This window comes from Geminicoccus flavidas (assembly GCF_009806515.1).
GTDB lineage: Bacteria > Pseudomonadota > Alphaproteobacteria > Geminicoccales > Geminicoccaceae > Geminicoccus > Geminicoccus flavidus.
The window spans coordinates 1-1,652 of sequence record NZ_WUJP01000127.1 but is presented as its reverse complement, the minus strand read 5'-3'; the positions used below and the strand labels follow the sequence as shown (position 1 = coordinate 1,652).

2 protein-coding genes and 1 pseudogene are annotated in these 1,652 nt (G+C 70.4%); 1 reads left to right on the top strand and 2 read right to left on the bottom strand.

The window, feature by feature from the left end:
- Both EQG76_RS03415 and EQG76_RS03410 read right to left on the bottom strand, forming a co-directional pair.
- The coding region (locus EQG76_RS03415; RefSeq protein ID WP_200840525.1) for an aminopeptidase P family N-terminal domain-containing protein at positions 1–789 on the bottom strand (789 nt) is incomplete at its 3' end.
- A 108-nt stretch (positions 790–897) separates the two neighbouring features.
- Positions 898–1,329 carry an SRPBCC family protein gene (locus tag EQG76_RS03410; protein ID WP_159710626.1) on the bottom strand — a complete coding sequence of 144 codons (432 nt, stop codon included), beginning with the start codon at positions 1,327–1,329 and terminating at the stop codon, positions 898–900.
- Positions 1,330–1,387: 58 nt separating this feature from the next.
- Between EQG76_RS03410 and EQG76_RS03405 the strand changes: the two are divergent.
- A pseudogene (locus EQG76_RS03405) lies at positions 1,388–1,652 on the top strand (adenylate/guanylate cyclase domain-containing protein); the annotation flags it as partial.

Sequence of the window (1,652 nt, the reverse complement as noted above, 5' to 3'; positions counted from 1 at the left end):
GCGCAGGCCGCGGTTCCCCAGCTCCGCCAGGGCCGGCTCGAACGCCTCGTACGGCTCCACGGCCACCCGGTTGCCGAAGTCCAGCCCGGCGAGCTTGGCCCGGTCGGTGAACAGCCGCACATGGCCGTCGGCCCCGAGCAGGGCGAAGCCCAGCGGCAATGGATTGAAGGGCACGTCGGCGCCGCGGATGTTGAGCAGCCAGGCGATCGATTCGGGTGCGGTGATCAGCAGCTGGTCGGCACCAGCCTTGCCGACCGCCGCCCCCATCCGCTCGGTCTTGGCTTCGGCTTCCTCGCCGGCATAGGCCACGGGATGGGCCTTGACCGGCTCCGCTGGGCGCGCCGGACGGTCGGTCCAGATCAGGTCGATGGGGTTGGCGTCGAGCGCCACCAGCTCGGCACCGGCGGTGTCGAGCTTCTTCGCCATCGCCGCCTTCTCCGGCTTGCGCACCAGCCGAGGGTCGTAGCCGATTCGCATGCCCGCCTTGACCCGGTGGGACAGCCAGACCGAGGGCGGGGTTTCCACGCTGTTGCCGCGCTCGAACAGCGCCGGATCGAGCTCGCGCTCCAGCTGCACGGTATAGCGGCCATCGCTGAGTACCGCCGCGGTCTCCGACAGCACGATCACCACTCCGGCCGAGCCGGTGAAGCCGGTGAGCCAGGCGACCCGCTCGGCATGGGGCGGCAGGTATTCCGAGCCGTGCTCGTCCGTGCGCGGCATCCAGAACCCATCCACGCCCAGTTCCTTCAGTCGGGCGCGCAGGGCCGCCAGCCGCTCGGCGATGTTCATCGACGCTTCTCTGCTCCGGGTGGTGTATGACGGCAGGATAGCGCCGCCTGCAGGGACGCGGCCAGCGGCCTCGGGTGTTCCCGCCTTCGATGTGCCAGGATCGCGGGCTCAGTCGGGTGGCGAATCCGGTCCCGGATCGCCGCCTGCAGCGGCGGTCGCCAGCCGCTGCAGGTAATGGTTCCAGCCCTTCTCGTGGCCGGCGCGCTCCTGCTCGTTCGGCAGTCCGCTATGGGTGAGGCGCACCAGCGTGCCGTCACCCTGCTCGACCAGGTCGATCTCGATCCGGCTCGACCCGGGCGGCACCTCCGGCCGTCCTTCCCAGCCGAAGCTGTAGACCAGCCGGTGGACCGGCACGACCTCGATGAACTCGCCGCGGGCGGCATGCCTGTCAGCCACGCTGACGAGATAGATCCCGCCCGGCCGGGGATCGACGGTAGCAGGACCGATCCAGCGGTGGATCTTGTCGGGATCGGTGAGGAAGGCGAACACGGTGGCCTGCGGGGCCGCGATCTCGATCTCGGTGCGGAGCGTCTCGGGCATCGGCAGCCTCTTCCGGCAGTTTCACCGCAATGACGACTGCCATAGCATGATCCGGGTGATGCGACTGCCGCCGGCTCTATCTTTCCTGGTCGACGAGGCGACCGGCATGGCCGGCGCCGACAGCTTCCTGGCCACGCTCGGCGCCAGGCTCATGGCTGGCGGTCTGCCGCTCGCCGGCGGTGCCCTCACCGAACTGCCGACCCACCCGATCATCGCCCGGCGCAGCTGGCTGTGGCGGGCGGACACCGGCACGGTCATCGAGGGGCTGGGCTTCGGCGGTGCAGGGTTAGGCCAAGCCGTGCCGGCCGATGCCGGGCGGGACT

What these genes read in the sequence shown, in the direction of transcription:
- EQG76_RS03410 (WP_159710626.1), bottom strand. Translation starts at nt 1,329, where the DNA reads ATGCCCGAGACGCTCCGCACCGAGATCGAGATCGCGGCCCCGCAGGCC.